The sequence below is a fragment of the Rhizobium sp. AN73 genome, from assembly GCF_030757975.1.
In the GTDB taxonomy this organism is placed as follows: Bacteria; Pseudomonadota; Alphaproteobacteria; order Rhizobiales; family Rhizobiaceae; genus Agrobacterium; species Agrobacterium arsenijevicii.
Map to the genome: position 1 here is coordinate 224,167 of NZ_JARWME010000001.1, position 14,963 is coordinate 239,129.

12 protein-coding genes are annotated in these 14,963 nt (G+C 60.9%); 8 read left to right on the plus strand and 4 right to left on the minus strand.

Annotated elements, in window-relative coordinates:
- Positions 1 to 39 precede the first annotated feature (39 nt).
- From iolC to RBH10_RS00965, 5 genes are all read left to right on the plus strand, one after another.
- A complete protein-coding gene (iolC, locus tag RBH10_RS00945) occupies positions 40 to 1,956 on the plus strand; it encodes a 5-dehydro-2-deoxygluconokinase (RefSeq protein WP_281039281.1) in 1,917 nt (638 codons plus the stop codon).
- Positions 1,953 to 3,779, plus strand: coding sequence for a 3D-(3,5/4)-trihydroxycyclohexane-1,2-dione acylhydrolase (decyclizing) (gene iolD / locus RBH10_RS00950; protein ID WP_281039282.1), 1,827 nt, complete (start codon positions 1,953 to 1,955; stop codon positions 3,777 to 3,779). The genes iolC and iolD overlap by 4 nt, the downstream gene beginning before the upstream one ends.
- Position 3,780: 1 nt before the next feature.
- Entirely contained in the window at positions 3,781 to 4,689 is a 909-nt protein-coding gene (gene iolE, locus RBH10_RS00955) for a myo-inosose-2 dehydratase (RefSeq protein WP_281039283.1), read from the plus strand.
- A gap of 240 nt (positions 4,690 to 4,929) precedes the next feature.
- Positions 4,930 to 5,742, plus strand: a complete 813-nt coding sequence (gene iolB, locus RBH10_RS00960) for a 5-deoxy-glucuronate isomerase (RefSeq protein ID WP_281039284.1) — start codon at positions 4,930 to 4,932, stop codon at positions 5,740 to 5,742.
- A 235-nt stretch (positions 5,743 to 5,977) separates the two neighbouring features.
- Entirely contained in the window at positions 5,978 to 7,105 is a 1,128-nt protein-coding gene (locus RBH10_RS00965) for a Gfo/Idh/MocA family protein (protein ID WP_281039285.1), read from the plus strand.
- Positions 7,106 to 7,238: 133 nt separating this feature from the next.
- Here the strand turns inward: RBH10_RS00965 and RBH10_RS00970 are convergent, their stop codons facing one another.
- The 3 genes from RBH10_RS00970 to RBH10_RS00980 form a co-directional block, all read right to left on the minus strand.
- Positions 7,239 to 8,201 (minus strand): 2-hydroxyacid dehydrogenase, encoded by a 963-nt coding sequence (locus tag RBH10_RS00970; RefSeq protein ID WP_281039286.1) that lies wholly within the window; start codon positions 8,199 to 8,201, stop codon positions 7,239 to 7,241.
- 325 nt (positions 8,202 to 8,526) lie between these two features.
- Positions 8,527 to 9,549, minus strand: a complete 1,023-nt coding sequence (locus RBH10_RS00975; RefSeq protein WP_045022388.1) for a LacI family DNA-binding transcriptional regulator — start codon at positions 9,547 to 9,549, stop codon at positions 8,527 to 8,529.
- A 133-nt stretch (positions 9,550 to 9,682) separates the two neighbouring features.
- On the minus strand, positions 9,683 to 10,192 hold the full coding sequence (locus RBH10_RS00980; RefSeq protein WP_045022389.1) for a MarR family winged helix-turn-helix transcriptional regulator: 510 nt from the start codon (positions 10,190 to 10,192) through the stop codon (positions 9,683 to 9,685).
- Positions 10,193 to 10,271: 79 nt separating this feature from the next.
- On the opposite strand from RBH10_RS00980, the gene RBH10_RS00985 reads away from it, so the two are divergent.
- The 3 genes from RBH10_RS00985 (at position 10,272) to RBH10_RS00995 (ending at position 13,539) form a co-directional block, all read left to right on the plus strand.
- On the plus strand, positions 10,272 to 11,072 hold the full coding sequence (locus RBH10_RS00985; RefSeq protein WP_281039287.1) for a creatininase family protein: 801 nt from the start codon (positions 10,272 to 10,274) through the stop codon (positions 11,070 to 11,072).
- A gap of 115 nt (positions 11,073 to 11,187) precedes the next feature.
- Complete coding sequence (locus RBH10_RS00990) at positions 11,188 to 12,300, plus strand: GTP-binding protein (protein WP_281039288.1); 1,113 nt, start codon at positions 11,188 to 11,190, stop codon at positions 12,298 to 12,300.
- Between the two features lie 246 nt (positions 12,301 to 12,546).
- A complete protein-coding gene (locus RBH10_RS00995) occupies positions 12,547 to 13,539 on the plus strand; it encodes a WD40 repeat domain-containing protein (RefSeq protein ID WP_045022395.1) in 993 nt (330 codons plus the stop codon).
- A 217-nt stretch (positions 13,540 to 13,756) separates the two neighbouring features.
- On the opposite strand, the gene RBH10_RS01000 is transcribed toward RBH10_RS00995, so the two are convergent.
- Positions 13,757 to 14,947 carry an MFS transporter gene (locus tag RBH10_RS01000; RefSeq protein ID WP_281039289.1) on the minus strand — a complete coding sequence of 397 codons (1,191 nt, stop codon included), beginning with the start codon at positions 14,945 to 14,947 and terminating at the stop codon, positions 13,757 to 13,759.
- Between the last annotated feature and the right edge of the window lie 16 nt (positions 14,948 to 14,963).

A 14,963-nucleotide genomic window follows, 5' to 3' on the forward strand; every position in this document is an offset into this window, starting at 1 on the left:
AGGCAGGCCGCGTTTGCGCGGTCCGAAGGAGGAACCTTTTTGAAAAAACTTGATCTCATCACGATCGGGCGCTCGTCGGTCGACCTGTACGGTTCGCAGGTTGGCGGCCGTCTGGAGGACATGGCCTCCTTTGCCAAATATATCGGCGGCTCTCCCACCAATATCGCGGCAGGCGCTGCGCGCCTCGGCCTCAACAGCGCCGTCATCACCCGCGTCGGCGATGAGCATATGGGCCGCTTCATCCGCGAACAGCTGGTGCGCGAAGGCGTGGATGTGCGCGGTGTCAAAACCGACCCGGAGCGGCTGACCGCGCTGGTGCTGCTCGGCATTCGCGACCAGAACCAGTTTCCGCTGATTTTCTATCGTGAAAACTGTGCCGACATGGCGCTTAACGAAGACGACATCGATCCCGCCTTCATCGCCGAGGCCGCTTGCGTCTGCGCCACCGGCACACATCTGTCACACCCCAACACCGAATCTGCCGTGCTGAAGGCGCTGAAAATCGCCCGGGAAACCGGCGCGAAAACCGCGCTCGATATCGATTACCGCCCCAATCTGTGGGGCGTTGCCGGCCATGGCGATGGCGAAAGCCGCTTCGTGGAATCGCAGAAGGTCACCGCCAAGCTGCAATCCACGCTGCACCTTTTTGACCTGATCGTCGGCACCGAAGAAGAATTCCATATTGCCGGCGGCTCGACCGATACGCTGGCCGCACTGAACGCCGTGCGCAAGGTCACCGGCGCGACACTGGTATGCAAGCGTGGGCCGATGGGCGCTTCGGTTTTTGCCGGCGAAATTCCTGCCAGCCTCGATGATGGCGAGACGGGCGAGGGTTTCCCCATCGAAGTGTTCAACGTTCTCGGCGCCGGCGATGGCTTCATGGCCGGGCTTTTCCGTGGCTGGCTGCGCGGCGAAGACTGGCCGACGACGCTGAAATACGCCAATGCCTGTGGCGCCTTTGCCGTTTCCCGCCACGGCTGCACGCCCGCCTATCCGAGCTGGGAAGAGCTGCAATATTTCTTCAAGGCCGGCATCCGCAACAAGGCGCTACGCAAGGATGAGGCGCTGGAACAGGTGCATTGGTCCACCAATCGCAAGGGCGAATGGGACACGATGCGCGTCTTCGCCTTCGACCATCGCATGCAACTGGAATCGATCGCCGACGAACTCGGCGTGAAACACGAGCGCATCGGCGCCTTCAAGAAGCTCTGCCTCGAGGCCGCGCAAACGGTCGCCGGTGGCAAGGCCGGTTACGGCATTCTCTGCGATGGCCGCCTCGGGCGCGATGCGCTTTTCGCAGCCAGCGGCTCCGGCCTGTGGATCGGCCGGCCGGTGGAATGGCCGGGTTCGCGCCCGCTGACGCTGGAACCGGAACTCGGCAAGGATTTCGGCGGGCTTTCCGAATGGCCGCTGGAAAATGTCGTCAAGGTTCTGTGCTTCTACCACCCGGATGATACCGACGAAATGCGCGCTGCGCAGGAGGAGACGGTGATGCGTCTGTTCCAGGCGACACGCCGCAACCGGTTGGAAATGCTGCTCGAGGTCATTCCCTCCAAGGTCGGCCCGACCGACGATCTGACCGCCGCCCGCATCGTCGAGCGTTTCTACGAGATCGGCGTTTACCCCGACTGGTGGAAACTTGAGCCGATGAAGACACGGGCAGCATGGAAGAACGCCTGTGACGCCGTGCATCGCAACGATCCTTACGTGCGGGGCATCGTCGTTCTCGGTCTCGACGCACCGCAAAGCGAGCTGGAGGAGAGCTTCCGCCTTGCCGCCGGTTTCGATCTGGTCAAAGGTTTCGCCGTCGGCCGCACGATTTTCGCAGATGCTGCCCGGGCATGGCTCGGTGGCAAGATGACAGATCAGGAAGCGGTGAAGGACATGGCGCAGCGCTACACCAGCCTGTGCCGCATATGGGATGAGGCGCGCGCCAAAAAGGGAGAGGCAGCGTGAAAACAATCAGAATGACGGCTGCGCAGGCAATGGTTCGTTACCTCGCCGCGCAGATGAATGAATATGACGAAACCTATATCGCCGGTGTCTGGGCCATCTTCGGCCATGGCAATGTCGCCGGCATTGGCGAGGCGCTTTATGGCATTCGCGAGGAACTGCCGACCTATCGCGGCCAGAACGAGCAATCCATGGCGCATGCGGCAATTGCCTATTCCAAGCAGTTGCGCCGCAGGCGGGCAATGGCCGTCACCTCTTCCATCGGCCCCGGTGCCGCCAACATGGTGACGGCGGCAGCGCTTGCCCATGTCAACCGCCTGCCGGTTCTTCTCATCCCCGGCGATGTCTTCGCCAATCGCGGTCCCGACCCCGTGCTTCAGCAGCTGGAGGATTTCGGCGACGGCACGATGACGGTGAATGACTGCTTCCGTCCGGTTAGCCGGTATTTCGACCGCATCATGCGCCCGGAACAATTGCTGACCGCCCTTCCCCGCGCCATGCGCACCATGACGGACCCGGCCGATTGCGGCCCGGTAACGCTGGCCTTCTGCCAGGACGTGCAGGCTGAAGCTTATGATTATCCCGTCAGCTTCTTTGAAAAGCGCGTCTGGCGGCAACGCCGCCCGGAACCGGATGTGGCGGAATTCGAAGAGGCCGTCGCCGCGCTGAAGGCTGCGAAGAACCCCGTCATTGTTGCCGGCGGCGGTGTGCATTTTTCAGGCGCCACCGAAACGCTGAAGCGTTTTGCGGAAACCCATTCCATCCCAGTCGTCGAAACGCAGGCCGGCAAATCGGCATTGGCATGGAATCATGATCTCAATTTCGGCCCGGTCGGTGTCACGGGTGCCGAAAGCGCCAATATCATAAGCGAGAAAGCCGATCTGGTGTTCGGCGTCGGCACTCGCTTTCAGGACTTTACCACCGGTTCCTGGGCGTTGTTCAAGAACCCGGACCGCAAGATTCTCGCCCTCAATGTGCAGCACTATGACAGCACCAAGCATGATGCGATCAGCCTGACGGCGGATGCGAAGATCGGTCTTGAAAAGCTGTCGGCCGCCCTTGGCAGCCACCGCTTCACGGCACCGGATGCCAAGCTCAAGGCGGCATGGTTCGAGAAGGCCGATGCCGATACGGCAGCACCGGGTGAGGACAATGCCAACAGCCTGCCCACCGACATGCAGGTGATCGGCGCCGTGCAGCGCCAGTCGCGCGACAATACCGTCGTCATGTGCGCGGCGGGCACCATGCCGGGTGAGCTGCACCAGTTGTGGAAATCCAAGCTGCCGCTTTCCTATCACATGGAATACGGCTTCTCCTGCATGGGCTATGAGGTTGCCGGCGGCCTCGGCATCAAGATGGCGGAACCGGACCGGGACGTGATCGTCATGGTCGGCGACGGCTCCTACATGATGATGAATTCCGAGCTTGCGACATCGGTTGCCATGGGCGTCAAAATCACGCTCGTCATCACCGATAACAGGGGTTACGGCTGCATCAACCGGCTGCAAATGGAAACCGGCGGCGCGGAGTTCAACAACCTCTACGCCCACACCAACGTCAACCCCATCGCCATCGACTTCGTCGCCCATGCCGGCTCTATGGGCGCGGATGCGCGCAAGGTTTCGACCATCGCCGAGCTGGAAGCGGCGCTTGCGGCCGCTCGCGAATCCAGCCGCACGACTGTCATCGTCATCGATACCGACCCCTATCCGACCCCGCAGGCCGGTGGCCACTGGTGGGATGTGGCGGTACCCGAAGTCTCCGACCGCGCCGAAATCGGACCGGCGCGCGCGCGCTACGAAAACCATATCAAGGAAAGACAGTAAGATGATCCGTTACGGAACCAACCCGATTGCCTGGTCCAACGACGACGACCGCACGCTGGGCGCCCATATCAGCCTTGAACAATGCCTCGACGAAACCGCCAAGATCGGCTTCGACGGCATCGAGAAGGGCCACAAATTCCCGACGGAACCGGAAGGCCTGAAGGGCGTGCTTTCGCCGCGCGGCCTGTCCTTCGTCTCCGGCTGGCATTCGCTGAACCTCCTGACCGACAGCATCGAATCCGAAAAGAAGGCCATGCAGCCGGCGCTCGATCTCCTGAAAGCCATGGGCTCGAAAGTCATCATCGTCTGCGAGACCTCGAACGCCATTCACGGTGCCGACGACACGGCGCTGGTCGACCGTCCGCGCCTTGCGGCTGAAGACTGGACCAAGTTCGGTGCAGGTGTCGAGGCGCTGGCGGCTTTTGCTGCCGAACAGGGCATTACCCTCGTCTACCATCACCACATGGGAACCGTGGTCGAGAGCGAAGACGAGATCGACCTTTTGATGCAGCACACCGGGCCGAAGACCCATCTGCTGCTCGATACCGGCCATTGCCTGTTCGGCGGCGGCGATCCCGTGCGCGTCGCGCAGAAATACATGCACCGCGTCGGCCATATCCACGCCAAGAACGTGCGGCCGGTGATTGCCGATCAGGTTCGGGGCGAGCGGCTTTCCTTCCTTGAAGGTGTCCGCCGCGGCGTGTTCACCGTGCCTGGTGACAGCGAAGGCGGCGTGAACTTCCCGCCGGTGCTGAAAGTGGCGGCCGAGCATAATTACAGCGGCTGGCTGGTCATCGAGGCCGAACAGGACCCGGATGTGCGCAACCCGTTCGAATATCAGAGCCTTGGGCTGAAATCGCTGAAGGCTTTCGCGCGGGAAGCGGGGCTGGATAAGGCTCAGGCTGCCTGAACTGAGCGAGGGATTTCATCAGAGTGTATACGTCTGCGGATCATATGCTCCGGTGCAGCCCCTCCACCCTCATTCCTGTGCTTGTCACAGGAATCCAGCCGACGTGCGTCTGCGCGGCGAAAGAGTTCTTTCAGCCCAAGGACTTGGGCTGACTGGATCCCTGTGACAAGCACAGGGATGAGGCAACCGTGGGAATAGCCGCTCGATCAATTGCACTACTCACCAAAAAGGAACACCACCATGACCTCACTTCTGCGCAAGCCGGTCGCGACAAGCGGCAAGGTGCACGACATCACGCCCCAAAGCGCGGATTGGGGTTATGTCGGTTTCGGACTTTATCGCCTGAAACCGGGTGAAACCGCGGCTGAGAAAACCGGCGATACGGAAGTCATTCTGGTGCTTGTCGAAGGCAAGGCGAAGATTTCCGGCGGGGGTAAGGATTTCGGTGAACTCGGCGACCGCATGAATGTGTTCGAGCGCAAGCCACCGCATTGCGTCTACATCCCCGCCGGTTCCGAATGGTCGCTGACGGCGACGACGGATTGCACCGTCGGCGTCTGCACCGCTCCGGGTGAGAAGGGCAGCCGCGAGGCGCGGCAGATCGGCCCTGATGGCGTGCAGCTGACGGAACGCGGCAAGGGCGCCAATACGCGTTACATCTTCCCCATCGCCATGGAAGAGCGCGATGTGGCCGATAGTCTCTTGGTGACGGAAGTGTTCACCCCCGCCGGCAACTGGTCGTCCTATCCACCGCACCGGCACGACGAAGATAATTACCCTGATATGACCTATCTGGAAGAGACCTATTATCACCGGCTCAACCCGGCGCAGGGCTTCGGCTTCCAGCGGGTCTTCACAGAAGACGGCTCGCTTGACGAGACCATGGCTGTGGCGGACGGCGATGTCGTGCTGGTTCCCAAGGGCCACCACCCCTGCGGCGCGCCCTATGGCTATGAAATGTATTATCTGAACGTGATGGCGGGGCCGATGCGCAAGTGGCGGTTCAAGAACCACCCGGATCATGACTGGATTTTCAAGCGCGACAATCCGTGAGGCACTCCGCAGCACCCTCATTCCTGTGCTCGTCACAGGAATCCAGCCGGCGCGCGTCTGCGCGACGAAAAGACTCCTCTCAGCCCAAGGACTTGGGCTGGCTGGATCCCTGTGACGAGCACATGGATGAGGGCCGTGGGACCGGCATCGGCCTTACCGCCACACAGTGTGCTTCAGAAATAACAGAATTAGATAAATCACTGATTTCATTCTAACAATTTAGGGAGGAAAGACCATGGCCGCTCTTGGCGTGGGCCTTATCGGCACGGGTTACATGGGCAAATGCCACGCTTTGGCATGGAACAACGTCACCAGCGTCTTCGGCGATGTGGAACGACCACGGCTGGTGACGCTGGCTGAGGTCAATCCCGAACTTGCGGTGAAGAAGGCCGCCGAGTTCGGTTTCGCCCGCTCGACCGGCAACTGGCGCGATCTGCTTGCCGATCCCGAAATTGACGTGATCTCGGTCACCACACCGAATGCCTTTCACCCGGAAATGGCGATTGCCGCGCTTGATGCCGGCAAACATGTCTGGTGCGAAAAGCCGATGGCGCCTGCCTTTACCGACGCGGTGAAGATGCGCGATGCGGCCCGCCGGTCCGGCAAGGCGGCGGCGATGGGCTACAACTACATCCAGAACCCTATGATCCGCCATATGCGCCGTCTCATTGACGAAGGCGCGATCGGCAAGGTCTACCATGTCCGCGCCGAAATGGATGAGGACTTCATGGCGGATGCCACCCAGCCCTTTTACTGGAAGAGCGAAGCCTCCTCCGGTTACGGCGCGCTGGATGATTTCGCCGTTCACCCGCTGTCACTGCTGTTTTCCCTGTTCGGCCATGCCGAAAGCGCGATCACCGATATGGTGAAGCCCTACGAGACACGGCCGCTTGCCGGCGGCGGCGAGCGCGCGGTGGAAACGCATGATCTTGCCAGCGTGCTTTTAAAACTCGAAGGCGGCATTTCGGCCGTGCTGATCGCCAACCGCTCGGCCTGGGGCCGCAAAGGCCGCATCGCCATCCAGATCTATGGCTCGACAGGTTCGATCCTTTTCGATCAGGAGCGGATGAACGAGTTCCAGCTCTACACCACGGATGGACGCCCGGAGGAGCAGGGTTTCAGAACCATTCTCGCCGCTCCGCACCACAAGCCCTATGACCGTTTCATCCCCGCCCCCGGCCACGGGCTCGGTTTCAACGATCTGAAAGTGATCGAATGCCGGGAACTGATCGCCGCCATCGAGGGCAAGAAGGCGCACATCATCGACTTCGAGGAAGGCCTGAAGATCGAGCGCAGCATTCATGCCATGGCCCGGTCGTTTGCTGAGGGGCGATGGGTGGCGACCGGGGAGATTGTGGAATAGGCGGAGGCGGGGCTAGCGCGGAACTTTGCCTCTTTCGTCATGCTCGGGCCTGTCCCGAGCATCTGCAACCGATTGATTTAACGCTACGTGGTTGGATCCTCGGGACAAGCCCGAGGATGACGGCGGAGAGGTGTTACCCCTTAACCGGCGTTTCCGGCACCGGTGTCAGCACCGTGCCATCCCTAAACCAGCCGAGAATATTGTCGGCCACCAGATCGGCCATGGCGTTGCGCGTCGGGATCGAGGCGGAAGCCACATGCGGCAGCAGGGAAACGTTGGGCAGCGACAGGAATGCTTCCGGCACCTTCGGTTCGGCGTAGAAGACATCAAGGCCAGCAGCGCCAACCGCACCACTCTTAAGAGCCTCCAGAAGCGCATCCTCATCGACGCTGGAGCCGCGACCGACATTGATGAAAACGCCCTGCGGACCAAGTGCCGACAGGATTTCCGCGTTGATTACCTTGTGTGTTTCCGGGGTGCCCGGCACGATGCAGATCAGCGTATCGACAGCCTGCGCCATCTCCTTCAACGAACCGTAATAGGTGTAGGGAAGGCCATCACGCTTACTGCGAGTGTGATAGCCGATCTCCACCTTGAAAGGCTCCAGCCGCTTGGCAATTTCCTGGCCGATGCGGCCCATGCCGAACAGGCCGACCTTGCGGCCGCGCAGCGAAAACGGCGAAAGCGCGAACGGGCCTTCGCCAACCCATTTGCCGTCGCGAAGCCAGGTCTCGGCCTGAAACAGACGACGAACCGTATTGATCAGCAGCGCAATCGTCGTATCCGCCACTTCATCGTTCAGCACGTCGGGCGTATTGGTGACCACGATACCGCGCGTGGCGGCATGTTTGGCATCGACGCCATCATAACCGACGCCGAAATTGGCGATGATCTCGAGCTTCGGCAGCGCATCGATCCATTTGGCGTTGACGACGCCGGAAACGGCGATGGCATTGATGCGTTCAGCCGCACCATCGGGCAGAACCGGCTCGGCACCGGCAGGCACTTTCACGATCTCGACCTTGCCTTCGAGGCGTTCGAGGACGCGCGGGTTGATCTTGCCGGGAACGAGAACGACGGCTTGTCTGTCAGACATGGGTGGGTATTCCTCCTGATTACATTCCGATATCGTCAGAGCCGGATTCCGGGCGAAAACCACTTACGGCTTTCGCAGTCCCGCTCTTGCGGGCGCGATCCTTTCAAACAACGGCGGTCCTGAAAAGGGCAATAAGGCGATGTTATGGGGGCAGACGGAGGTTTCATGCGGTTTTTTTTGACACATCCCTCACCGTCATGCCGGACCCGATCCGGCATCCAGCCAGCCCAAGTCCTTGAGCTGGAAGGGACCTTGCGCCGCGCAGACGCGCGTCAGCTGGATTCCGGCTCAAGGCCGGAATGACGGAAATGAGGAGATGCGCTGCTCAAACCCGAGGGCGAACCGGCCCTGTCGATTGGCGGATGCGCATTTCCGGCTTGATGAGGTGGACGCCATCCGGTTCGTGGCTGCCCGCCAGCCTGTCCAGAAGCGCGCGTGCCGCAAGACGCCCCACCTCGGCCTGCCCGTTAGAGACGGTAGTCAGCGCCGGTGTGGCGATGGCCGCTTCCTCCAGATCGTCGTAACCCGTCACCGAAATATCGACACCCGGCACCAGACCGGCACGCGAAACGCCGTTCATCAGGCCGATGGCGACCAGATCGTTCCAGCAGACGGCAGCGGTCGGCTTCTGCGGCAGCGACAGGAAATGCACGGCGGCTTCAAAACCGCCCTGCTTGGAGCGCGGACCGGGAATGCGCAGGTTCGGATCGACCTCGATCCCCGCCTTGCGCAGCGCGTTGACGTAACCCTGATAACGGTCGCGGCCAGTCGAGGTCTGGTCGGTGCCACCAACCATGGCGATGGTGCGGTGGCCAAGGCTGATCAGATGGTTGGTCGCCAGCGAAATGCCGTAGCTGTCGTCACCGCGATAGGTCGGCATGTCGACGCCCTCGAGCGAACGGGCCACCAGAATGGCGGGCATGCCGTTCTCCTCGGCCAGCGTCATGTCCTCTATCGGCGTGCCGATGGCGGGCGACATAATGATGCCATCCGAACCAAGCTGCAGCAGCGTTTCGATGAAGGTGCGCTGTTTTTCGACCGAATCATAATGGTTGGAAAGAATGAATGTCTGGCGGCTGCGGTCCAGCTCGGTTTCAATGGCTTTGAGAATTTCCCCGTAGAACGGGTTCATCACATCGTGGAACACCACGCCGACAATGCCGGAGCGCGAGGTGCGCAGGCTGGCGGCCCGGCGGTTATAGATGTAACCGAGCGCCCGGGCCTGTTCCTTGATCTTGTCGCGCGTGTCGGAAGCGACCAGCGGACTGTCGCGCAATGCAAGAGAGATGGTGGCGGTCGAAAGACCAAGGCTTTCGGCAATCGTCGACAGTTTGATCTTTTGTGCCACGGTATTTCTCCCCAAACCCATGTCAGTGACGGATGTCTCTGTTTAAATCGCAATTAAACAATTTAAACAAAATCCGCAACTGGTTTAAGGAATACCAACAAAAAGACGGCGTATTTTAAAAATTTCAATAAAGTTATTGAAGATTGGTATCGATCGCCTTGAGAAGTTTAACCACGGTCCTGATATCCTTGGCCGAAAGCCCCTCGATCGCCCGAGCACCGCAATTGGCGATGGAGACGTTGATATGCTCGACGCTTTTCAGCCCCGTCTCCGTCAGCTTCACCAGCGTAACCCGGCCATCCTCGTCATCACCGCTGCGTTCCACGAAGCCCTGGGCCTCCATGCGGCCGATGGTACGCGTCATGGTTGGCGCCTTGACGCCAAGCTTCTGGGCGATCTGCCCCGGCGTGAGGCTGCCTTCCTGCGCCAATGCGAGGATAACGCCGTCCTGCCCGGCGTAAAGGCCGCTTTCGGCAAGGCTGTGGCTCAGTGCCGTGCGCATGGAGCGGGCGGCCTGGGTGATGGATTGCGCCAGTTCCTCAGGGTTGAAATCCTCATCCCTTTTTTTGGCGTCCTTTATTTTCTTGCCGCCCTTTTCCTTCTTGGCGCTTTTGTCCTTATGCCCAGTTTTGTCCTTGCTCATATGCGAGTGCCTTTTACCCTGTGGCGGAACCGATATATGTTGCTGGAAATCCTTACCGAATGCACGCGCGGACTGCCAGATGCCAAACTCATACACGCATTATCACGACGAAAACGTAACAGACCCTGATCTTCGCGCAACAGGTGCAATTTCCGTGCTGCCGCTCGGTGCGCACGAACAGCACGGACCGCACCTGCCGTTCGAGACCGATACGCTGATTGCTGAAGGCATCGTCGCCCGTCTCAACGCTGTTTTGCCAGCTAATCTGCCGGCCTCCTTCCTGCCGGTGGAACCCGTCGGATATTCCATCGAGCACATGAATGTGCCGGGCACGAAGTCGTTGCGTTACGATGAAGCCGTTGAGCGCTGGCTGGGCATTGCTGAGGCAGAACACAAAAAAGGCGTGCGCAAATTCGTGATGCTGAACGCCCATGGCGGCAACTCGCCGTTGATGACGATCGTCGCCACCGAGGCCCGCGCCCGCTTCGGCATGCTGGCGGTGGCCACCAGCTGGACCCGTTTTGGCGTGCCGGCAGATATTGTGAAGCCTGAAGACAAGGCAATCGACATCCATGGCGGCGATATCGAGACATCCGTGATGCTGGCGCTTTACCCGGAACGGGTGGCGATGGAAAAAGCCGCCGACTTCCCCTCCCGCCAGAGCGATTTCGCCAGCCGTTTCAGGCATCTGCGCGCTTACGGCCCACACGCCTTCGGCTGGCTGATGAGCGATCTGAACCCTGACGGAGTTGCCGGAAACGCCGCTGCAGCCTCAGCCGAAAAGGGCGAAAGGCTCATTTCCCATGCCGTTTCGGGCCTTGTCGAACTGCTTGAAGACGTCCACGCTTTTGACATAACGTTATTTCATAACAAAATTTGAAAAACTGCGCCGAAACCGGCCAGAATCCCTTTGAACTGCCCGAACGTCGCGCCTATATGGACGTCGACACTTCTTTCTCGAGGCCTCAAACGGCCTTTTTCCACACGAGGTTTCCATGACCGAAACAGCACCAGTCAAGCCCATTCCAGTCACCGTCCTGACGGGATATCTCGGCGCCGGCAAGACGACGCTTCTCAACCGTATCCTGTCCGAGAACCACGGCAAGAAATACGCTGTCATCGTCAACGAATTCGGCGAGATCGGCATCGACAACGATCTGATCGTCGAATCCGACGAAGAAATCTACGAAATGAACAATGGCTGCGTCTGCTGCACGGTGCGCGGCGATTTGATCCGCGTGGTCGAAGGCCTGATGCGCCGGCCCGGTCGATTCGACGGCATCATCGTCGAGACCACCGGCCTTGCCGACCCGGTTCCCGTTGCCCAGACCTTCTTCATGGATGACGATGTACGCGCCAAGACCGAGCTTGATGCCGTGGTCGCGCTGGTCGACGCCAAACACCTGCCGCTGCGCCTGAAGGACAGCCGCGAGGCCGAAGACCAGATCGCCTTTGCCGATGTCGTGATCGTCAACAAGACCGATCTCGTTTCGCCGGAAGAAGTCGCTCGCATCGAGGATATCGTGCGCGCCATCAATCCTTCCGCGCGCATCTACAAGACCACCCGTTCCGGCGTCGATCTCGCCCGCGTTCTCGACCAAGGCGCCTTCAATCTGGAACGTGCGCTCGAAAACGATCCGCATTTCCTCGAGCACGGCCACGAGGATCACGCCTGCGGCCCCGATTGCGATCACCACCATCATGACCATGGCCATGACCACCATCATCACGACCATGATCACGCGCACCACGATCATGACCACGGCCACGATCACCACAACCATGGCGCGGCCTCCCCGATTCATGATGTGACGGTGCAGTCGGTGTCGCTGCGCGGTGGCGAGATGAACCCCGAGCGGTTCTTCCCGTGGATCCAGAAGGTGACGCAGACCGACGGCCCGAACATCCTGCGCCTCAAGGGCATCATCGCCTTCAAGGGCGATGCGGAACGTTACGTGGTGCAGGGCGTGCACATGATCATCGAGGGTGATCACCAGCGCCCGTGGAAGGAAGACGAAAAGCGCGAAAGCCGCCTCGTCTTCATCGGCCGCGAACTCGACCGCGAAAAGCTGGAAAAGAGCTTCAACGCCTGCCTTGCTACGGCTTGACGCCTCTGACGGGGCACCGCGCCGCTCCTGGCGTTTTTGGTGCCCTTCCTCACTCTCGACGTCATCCTCGGGCTTGACCCGGGGACCCATTACCGCCAGCATATGGATGGTTGGATTATCCGCGGGTCTGCCCCGGGGACCGACCATGACGCCCCGGGTTGAAACCGCACCAACGGGTCTTCCCGACCTTGGTCAGCGACCGAAATCCACCAAACGAAAAACGCACATACGAAAGACCGATGCCCCATGCCGACTGTTGCCCCGCTTGATATCGAAGGCCACGTGGTCTCGACCCATTTTCTCGGCGACATTCCCCTGTTTGCCACCGCCGCCGGCACCATCCACCGGCTGGATGGCGGCGAGAAGGTAACGCAGGCGCATGAGGGGCTGCTGACCTGCATTCGCGATCCCTACAGCGCCACGCTGCTTTCCGGCGGCGAAGACGGGCGCGTGCTGCGCATCGGCCATGATGGCAGCATCAGCGAGCTGGCAAACGTGCCGCGCAAATGGATCGGCGTCGTTGCCGGCGGGCCGCAGAAGGCGGTCGCTTATGGCGTCGGCAAGTCCAGCTTCGTGCGACTGTCCGATGGTACGGTGAAGGAATTCAAGGAAGAACGCACGGTGGAGGCAATCGCCTTCGCGCCCAAGGGCCTGCGCATCGCGGTTGCACGTTATAACGGCGTGACGCTGCATTGGGTGGCGAGTGCGGGTGATCCGGTGGATCTGGAATGGAAGGGCGCGCATACCGGCGTCACCTTCTCGCCTGACGGTAAGTTCCTCGTTACCACCATGCAGGAAAATGCCCTGCATGGCTGGAAGATGGAAGCGACCAAGGGCGGCATGGAGGCCCGCCACATGCGCATGACGGGTTATCCCGCCAAGGTGAAATCCATCTCCTGGTCGGTGAAGGGCAAGTGGCTCGCCTCTTCCGGCGCCCCCGCCGCCATCGTCTGGCCTTTCGCCGGCAAGGACGGCCCGATGGGCAAGGCGCCCGAGGAACTTGGCAGCCGCGCCAACATCATGGTCACCAACGTCGCCTTCCACCCGGTGGAAGACGTGCTGGCCATCGGCTTCATTGACGGCATGATCCTCGGCGTGCGCCTTGCAGACGGCAAGGAAGCCCTGCTCCGCCGCCCCGGCAAGGGCGCCATCACCGGCATGGACTGGAGCGCCACCGGCAAACTGCTCGCCTTCGCCTCGGAAGCGGGTGATTGCGGGATTATCGACATTTCGGCGTAAGGACCGCGACGGGCGCACGTCCGGTTTCGACGGACGGCTCGATACCGGTCAATCTCCGCCCTCATTCCTGTGCTCGTCACAGGAATCTAGCCAGCCCAAGTCCTTGGGCTGAAAAGGACTCTTTCCGCCACGCAGACGCGCGTCGACTGGATTCCTGTGACAAGCACAGGAATGAGGGCTGGTGGGTGTCCGCACCGGACGCAAAACTTCGGAGCTTTTACGCCCCCTGTTCGCTCACCTGACGCCGCGTCAGGAACAGCAGCAACAGTGCCGCACCGGCACCAACCGAAGCAAGCCGGATCGAGGTGCCGAAGCTCGCATATTGCGATACGAACCCCATCAGCGGCACCGCAAACAGCCCGGCAAGGAAGATGGAATTCATGTAGAGCGCGGTGGCCCGCGCCGTGCGGCCGCGCGCGAAACCCTGCACGAAGGTGAGGCAGGTGCCGGCGCAAAGCCCGTAATAGGCGCCTTCCATAGCCGCACCGACCAGCATGGCCGGAAGGGTCTGGACCGAGGCGATGATGTTGAAGGCAATGATCGCCATCACCGCCGAGACGCACAGAAGGATACGGGCGCTGACCCGGCGCATGATCCGTGGCGCAAGCAGGATCAGCAGAACCTCCATGGCGCATTTAACGCTGAGCGACAGGCCCGGCACATAATCCGGCAGGCCTACCTCGCGCACCAGAAACACCGGCAGGGCCGAGGCACACAGGGCATGGGCAAATGACATGCAGAAGCTGGCCGCCGCCGCCATCAGCAGCGGCAGGTTGGGCCGCGTATCGGTGTCGCCGTCTGCCCGCCGCTCCATCGGGCAAGTCTGGCCGCGCGGCACGATGGCAAGCGCAAGCCCGCCCCAGATCGCCGCCATCAGCATGGCATTCAGGAACACGGCCTTCGCACCGGCAAGATCGAGGATCAGATAAGCGGCAGCCGGAAGCAGCATCCACGCCAACGAGACCATCGTTCGCAGAAAGGCGTTATAGGCAGGCGCATCCAGTGCCTTCACCCGGCCGTAATACCGGCCGTAACTGAAGATGAGGGTACTGGCGGCATTGGAAAGCCCCATGCCGGTCGCCGTTACCGCCACCAGCAGCGCCAGATGCCCGAAGGTCGCCGCCGTCGCCGCGACAAAAGCCCCGAGCACGGAGAGCAGCAACAGTGGTCGCACCCGCACACCTGCGTCAACACGCTCGCCATATATACGGCTGGCGACAATCGAGGCCACCATCGCCGTCACGCTGTAAAGACCGAGCGTTGCCGGCGGATGGCCGAGCACCTGGATGATATAAAACCCGATAAACGGCACAACAGCCGCATTCGTGCCGCCGGCAATGAAGACCAGCACAGCGATCATATAAGCCTGGCGATCAAAAACGCCCGGCGAAGCGTGTTTCTGCAACATGGGGAATCGACTGTAG